Origin of the sequence: Collinsella sp. AM12-1 (genome assembly GCF_003472325.1) — a bacterium.
In the GTDB taxonomy this organism is placed as follows: domain Bacteria; phylum Actinomycetota; class Coriobacteriia; order Coriobacteriales; family Coriobacteriaceae; genus Collinsella.
In genome coordinates this window covers 54,001-60,296 of sequence record NZ_QRLS01000007.1, presented here as the reverse complement: position 1 = coordinate 60,296, position 6,296 = coordinate 54,001, and the positions used below count along the sequence as shown (strand labels likewise).

The following is a 6,296-nucleotide window of genomic DNA, read 5'->3' as shown; positions in this document are numbered from 1 at the left end:
GGGGCGCCACGCCATTTTTCTATCAGACAACTCGTTGAAGTGAGGCTGCAAAGGCCGCGGGGCCGGGAGGGGTTTCCTAAGGGCACATCCCGCAGCCGCAACGCGGCGAGGACGTGCCCATGGAAACCCCGCAGGCCCCGCGGCCGGTGGGAGCAACGCTACTTTACGACCAAGATGTCGCAATCGGTATTGCGCAGCAGGAACGTCGAAATCGAGCCCAGGAGCGCATACTTGATCGAGGACAGGCCGCGTGCGCCGCAGAGCACCAGGTCGGGCTTAACCACGTCGAGCATCTCGTCCTTGAGCGTCTCGCGAATGCGGCCGGCGCGAATCATGACCTCGACCTCGGGAATGTCGGGATTGGCCTTGGCCTCCTCGAGCTGCTTGGCGATGGAGTTCTTAAATGCCTCCTCTAGGCCGTTGACCAGATCGACCGGATAGGAACCGGCGCTCTCGAGCGCCGTGGAATCGATAACGTGGCCGATGATTAGCTTGGCGCCGTTGTTCGCGGCGACCTTGATGGCGCGTGCGAGCACAAAATCCTGCTGTTCAGTACCGTCGAGTGAAACAAATACCTTGGTGTAGCCCTCGTTCATGGTTTCCTCCTTGGTCTATCGCACGGGCGCGGGGCTCGTGCATCGGGCGGGCGCGGGCGCGTTGGCCGCCGGACACTTTATCTTGTTGCAGTTATACCCAAGGATTTGGGTTTGACCGCTCGCAATTCTGTGAACGGGCGAGTTTTTTGGTAAGGGTAGGCGCAGGCGCGCCGCCAACGGTTGATAATGGGACATCGCCCGCACCGTCCGCAGAACAATATCGGCGGGTGTCTAACGAGGGGGTCCCTTTGGATATCATCGAGCTTTTAAAATCTGCCTTTATGGGCCTGGTCGAGGGCATCACCGAATGGCTGCCCGTTTCGTCGACTGGTCACATGATCTTGGTGGACGAGTTCGTCAAGATGAACGTGAGCGAGACGTTCTGGAATATGTTCCTGGTCGTGATTCAGCTCGGCGCCATTCTGGCCGTCTGTGTGCTGTTCTTCCATGAGCTCAATCCGTTCTCGCCCAGCAAGGGCAAGGAGGGCCGTCGCGACACCTGGGTGCTGTGGGGCAAGATTGTGCTCGGCTGCATTCCCGCCGCGGCGATCGGTCTGCCGCTTAACGACTGGATGGAGGAGCATTTCTATAATGCTCCCGTCGTGGCGCTGGCGCTCATTGTGTACGGCGTGCTGTTTATCGTGATCGAGAACTGGCGCGCGAGCAAGCGCGAGGAAATGGCCGTTGCCGGTTCATTTGGTTCGCGTGCTGTGGTGTCGGGTGGACGTCCCGCCGGTGCGCACTTTGCGGCGCCCGCCGCGGCTACCGCTGAGGATGAGGACGATGACGAGGATCTGGACTTTGGCTCCATCGCCACGCTCGAGGACCTGAGCTGGAAGACTGCGCTGGGTATCGGCTGCTTCCAGGTGCTTTCGCTGGTGCCTGGAACGTCTCGCTCCGGTTCTACCATCATCGGCGGCCTGCTTTTGGGCTGCACGCGTTCGGTGGCGTCCAAGTTTACGTTCTTCCTGGCCATCCCTGTCATGTTTGGCGCGAGTGCGCTCAAGCTGGTCAAGTATTTCATCAAGGGTGGTACGTTCGGCGCCAACGAGGTCGCTATCCTGGGCGTGGGCTGCGTCGTCGCCTTTGTGGTGTCGCTCATTGCCATCAAGTGGCTTATGGGCTTCGTTCGCCGTCACGACTTCAAGTGCTTCGGCGTCTACCGCATCATCCTGGGCATCGTGGTGCTCGCGTACTTCTTTGTCCTGGAGCCGATGCTCGGCCTCTAACTTAGTCGACGCTGCGCGGCGGCCGGGGCGACAACTGGTCATTCAAAGGGGACGGCATGACCAGAAGGTCTATGCCGCCCCCTTTCATGCCAATTTGTTCGCCCCGGCCACCGCTCGCTGCTGCTGCCATGACATCGGCGGTTTCGTGATTGTCAATTGATTCGTGCAGACTGGCCTGACCCCATTGCGCCAAATCCGCTGGGGTGGGTCCGATGGTGGCGCACGGAGTCGTGGTGTGATTTGCGTCGGTGTCCGCGCGGCTCGGTATACTGGTACGGCTCAAACTATGGCGCTGCCCGCAGGCGCGCCGTCCGTCAGATGAGGAGTCGCCCATGACCCAGCCCCTGCCCTGGGAAAAGAACACTGCCGCGCCCGTGCCGCCCGCGCCGGAACCCGTGCCGCTCGATGCATACACCGCCCCCGCTGCGCCGGAGCCCGAGCTCGTTCCGCTCGACATCTACGACGCTCCCGCGCCGGCGCCCAAGCCCGCCAAGCCGCTCGTCGACATCGACAGCCTTAATCCCGCCCAGCGCGAGGCGGTCCTGTCCACCGAGGGCCCGTTGCTGGTGCTCGCCGGCGCCGGCTCGGGCAAGACCCGCGTCTTGACCTTCCGCATCGCACATATGCTCGGCGACCTGGGTGTTAAGCCTTGGCAGGTTCTTGCCATCACGTTTACCAACAAGGCTGCGGCCGAGATGCGCGAGCGTCTGGCGGCACTCATCCCCAGCGGCACCCGTGGCATGTGGGTGTGCACCTTCCATGCCATGTGCGTGCGCATGCTGCGCGAGGACGCCGACCTGCTGGGCTATACCGGTCAATTCACCATCTACGATGACGACGACTCAAAGCGCATGGTGCGCGACATTATGCAGGCGCTCGGCATCGAGCAAAAGCAGTTCCCCATCAACATGATCCGCAGCAAGATCAGCTCTGCTAAAAACGCCATGATCGGGCCCGAGGACATGCTCAAGAGCGCCGATAGCCCCAACGACAAAAAGGCCGCGCAAGTCTACCTGGAGCTGAAGCGCCGCCTGCGCGCCGCCAACGCGATGGACTTCGACGACCTGCTCGTGCGCACGCTCGAGCTACTGCGCACCCGCCCCGAGGTGCTCGACAAGTACCAAGAGCGCTTCCGCTACATTAGCGTCGACGAATATCAGGACACCAACCACGTCCAGTACGAAATCGCCAACCTGCTGGCCGCCAAGTACCAAAACCTCATGGTCGTGGGCGACGACGACCAGTCCATTTATAGCTGGCGTGGCGCCGACATCACCAACATCCTGGACTTTGAGCAGGACTTTAAAAACTGCAAGACCGTCAAGTTGGAGCAGAACTATCGCTCCACGGGTCACATCCTGAGCGCCGCCAATGCCGTTGTTCGCCACAACTCGCAGCGCAAGGACAAGCGCCTGTTTACGGCCGAGGGCGATGGCGAGAAGATTCAGGCTTTCCAGGCAAGCGACGAGCGCGACGAAGGTCGCTGGATTGCCGGCGAGATCGAAAAGCTGCATGCCAAGGGTACGAGCTACGACGATATCGCCGTGTTCTACCGCACCAACGCCCAGTCGCGTATCCTCGAAGATATGTTCCTGCGCGCGGGCGTGCCCTACAAGATCGTCGGCGGCACGCGATTCTTCGACCGCGCCGAGATTCGCGACGTCATGGCCTACCTCAAGATGATCGTGAACCCGGCCGACGAGATGAGCGTCAAGCGCGTCATCAACACGCCGCGCCGCGGCATCGGCTCCACCTCGATCCAAAAGATCGAGCAGCTGGCGCGCGACAACCGCTGCTCGTTCTTCCAGGCCTGCGAGATCGCAACAGCCGAGACGGGCATGTTTAGTGCCAAGGTGCGCAACGGCCTGTCGAGTTTTGTGGCGCTGGTGCGCGAGGGCCGCCGCATGGACGGCGAGCTCAAGGACGTCGTCGAGATGATTGTCGATAAGACGGGCCTGCTGCAGGCGTTTCGCGCCGAGGGCACCATGGAGTCCGAGAGCCGCGCCGAGAACATCCAGGAATTCCTGGGCGTCGCCGCCGAATTTGAGGAGACGCACGAGGATATCGAGGGTACGCTCGAGAGTCTAGAAGAGCTGCGCGCGGCCGGTGTTGCCGACGTGCCGTCCGTCGCCGAGTCCGAGTCCGTCGTGGTGAGTGCGCCCGCGTCCGAGCCGGGGCCGTCCGCTCCGGCATCCTCGTTTGAGGCACTTGTCGGCGCTCGTGACGCCGCGGGCTCCAATCCGCTCGATAGCCTAGCCGCCCCGGCGCTCTCGCCGCAGGATGCCCTGGCCGCCGCCATCGCGGGCAACGCGTATGCCGTGCCAACAGAGCTACCGGCGGGCGCCGTGCATGCCGACGAGATCGAGCGCACCTACGGTCCGCTCACCTGTAAGGCACTGCCGGCACTCATGGAGTGGCTGGCCCTGCGCTCCGACCTGGATTCCCTGGCCGGCGAGACGCATGCCATTACCATGATGACCATCCACTCCGCCAAGGGCCTGGAGTTCCCGGCGGTGTTCGTGGCCGGCATGGAGGAGGGTATCTTCCCGCACGTGCACGACTTTGGCGGCAGCGATGACCCGGGCAAGCTCGAGGAGGAGCGTCGCCTGGCCTACGTTGCCATCACGCGTGCCCGTAAGCGCCTGTTCCTGACCTATGCGGCCACGCGTCGCACCTACGGCTCGACCTCTGCCAACCCGCGCTCTCGCTTCCTCAACGAGATTCCGTTTGAGGATATCGAGTTTAGCGGTATCGGTTCTGCCGGTTTTGAGGGCACGGGCTGGGAGAAGCGCGGCGACCGTCACGGCACCTTTGGCTCGGGCATGGGCTCGGATATGTATGGCGGCAAGGTGTTCGGTTCGCATACGCGCTCGACCGGCGGTTCCGGTTCGCGCGGCGGATCGAGCTTCGACGATTTCTTTGGTGGCAGCACCTATGGCACCGAGCGCCATCGCGGGGTCTCGCCCGACGCCGGCCGTGTTGCCTCGACCTTTGGTTCGGGTGCGCCGCGAGCCAAAAAGCCATCGTCCAAGGTGTCGCCGACGGTGGAACGCAAGGTCGATCGCGCCAGTGCATCGCAGGACTTTGCCGCGGGCGATACCGTGAGTCACAAGACCTTTGGCACGGGTACCGTGATCTCGGTCGCGGGAGACATGATTGAGGTTCAATTCGAAAAGACCGGCCAGACCAAAAAGCTGATGAAGGGCTTTGCACCGATCGTTAAGCTGAATGCCTAACTGCGAGGTTGACCGGGCGCTCCGGGGGCTTTGGTCGCCTGCTCGGACAGTCCTGCTCGCACGGAGAGCACATTAAGTGCTCTCCGGCTCGTGCGGAACTCGCGATCGACCAAAGCCCCCGACGCGCCCTCTTCCTTGTGGCGTTTTAGCCTGCAGCTTGCGAACGTCGCTTTGCTCGTTCGCTTTTTGGTCTGGAGAGCCGGGTGGGCTGATAGAAAAATAGATGTGAGTAGGGGCTCTCCCGTGCATGGACGGGGGAGCCCCTTGTTTCGTTTTGGTTGTTATTGCGACCTAGAGGTGGCTGACGATCAGTTCCATCTTGCCTTCGAGGTCAATGGAGCTAACGGTGCTGGGGGCTAGCAGGTGGCTTCCCTTGTGGACGGGGTCGCCGCAGACGGTGCCTTCGCCGTCGATGACTGACAGGCACATGAAGGGCCAGCGCTGGTCGAGGGTTTTGCTGCCGTCGACGCGAACGCGATCGACGGTGTAGCAGGGGTTGGACTCGAGCTCAGTCACGCCGTCGACCTCGGGCGCGGTCACGGTGCCGTCGGTCGGAGCCTGGACATCAAAATCGATGCAGTCGAGGCTCTGCTCAATGTGCAGAGGGCGCAGCTTGCCGTCGGTGCCGGGGCGGTCGTAGTCGTACAGGCGATAGGTCACATCGCTCGACTGCTGCGTCTCCAAAATGAGCGTGCCGGTCTTGATGGCGTGCACGGTACCGGAATCAATCTGGAAAAAGTCGCCCTTGTGGATCGGCAGCACGTTGAGCATGTCGTCCCAGCGGCCGTCCTTGATCATCAGTGCGGCCTCAGCGCGATCCTTAGCGCGTTGTCCGACGATGATCGTGGCGCCGGGCTCGCAGTCCAGCACATACCAGCACTCGGTCTTGCCCAGGCTGCCGTTCTCGTGCTTCGCAGCGTATTCGTCGTTGGGATGAATCTGGATTGAAAGGTCGTCCTTGGCGTCCAGAATCTTAATGAGCAGCGGGAACTCCTTGCCCTCGCAGTTGCCAAAGAGCTCACGGTGCTCGGCCCACAGCCACGACAGCGTGTGGCCGGCATACGGGCCCTCTGCAATCTGGCAGTCGCCGTTGGGGTGGGCCGAGATGGCCCAGCACTCACCGATGGGGCCCTCGGGAATGTCGTAACCAAATACGGTTTCGAGCTGGCGGCCGCCCCAGATCTTCTCGTGGAAGATCGGCGTCAGTTTAATCAAGTCGGACATGTTCATACCCC

Annotated in this window: 4 protein-coding genes; 2 read left to right on the top strand and 2 right to left on the bottom strand. The window is 62.1% G+C overall.

What is annotated here, in order from left to right; genetic code table 11:
- Nucleotides 1-158: 158 nt before the first annotated feature.
- Complete coding sequence (locus DW136_RS05020) at nt 159-596, bottom strand: universal stress protein (protein ID WP_006235921.1); 438 nt, start codon at nt 594-596, stop codon at nt 159-161.
- Nucleotides 597-844: 248 nt separating this feature from the next.
- Here DW136_RS05020 and DW136_RS05015 point away from each other — a divergent pair, with 248 nt between their 5' ends.
- Together DW136_RS05015 and DW136_RS05005 are read left to right on the top strand one after the other, a co-directional pair.
- The gene (locus DW136_RS05015; RefSeq protein WP_117790819.1) at nt 845-1,825 is read left to right on the top strand and encodes an undecaprenyl-diphosphate phosphatase; all 981 of its coding nucleotides are present in this window, start codon (nt 845-847) and stop codon (nt 1,823-1,825) included.
- A 332-nt stretch (nt 1,826-2,157) separates the two neighbouring features.
- Nucleotides 2,158-5,061 (top strand): ATP-dependent helicase, encoded by a 2,904-nt coding sequence (locus DW136_RS05005; RefSeq protein WP_118289217.1) that lies wholly within the window; start codon nt 2,158-2,160, stop codon nt 5,059-5,061.
- 291 nt (nt 5,062-5,352) lie between these two features.
- Here the strand turns inward: DW136_RS05005 and manA are convergent, their stop codons facing one another.
- Nucleotides 5,353-6,285, bottom strand: a complete 933-nt coding sequence (gene manA / locus DW136_RS05000; protein WP_369831831.1) for a mannose-6-phosphate isomerase, class I — start codon at nt 6,283-6,285, stop codon at nt 5,353-5,355.
- Nucleotides 6,286-6,296: the final 11 nt, after the last annotated feature.

Coding starts and splice junctions, on each gene's coding strand:
- DW136_RS05005 (WP_118289217.1), top strand. CDS start 2,158: ATGACCCAGCCCCTGCCCTGGGAAAAGAACACTGCCGCGCCCGTGCCG.
- manA (WP_369831831.1), bottom strand. CDS start 6,285: ATGTCCGACTTGATTAAACTGACGCCGATCTTCCACGAGAAGATCTGG.
- DW136_RS05020 (WP_006235921.1), bottom strand. CDS start 596: ATGAACGAGGGCTACACCAAGGTATTTGTTTCACTCGACGGTACTGAA.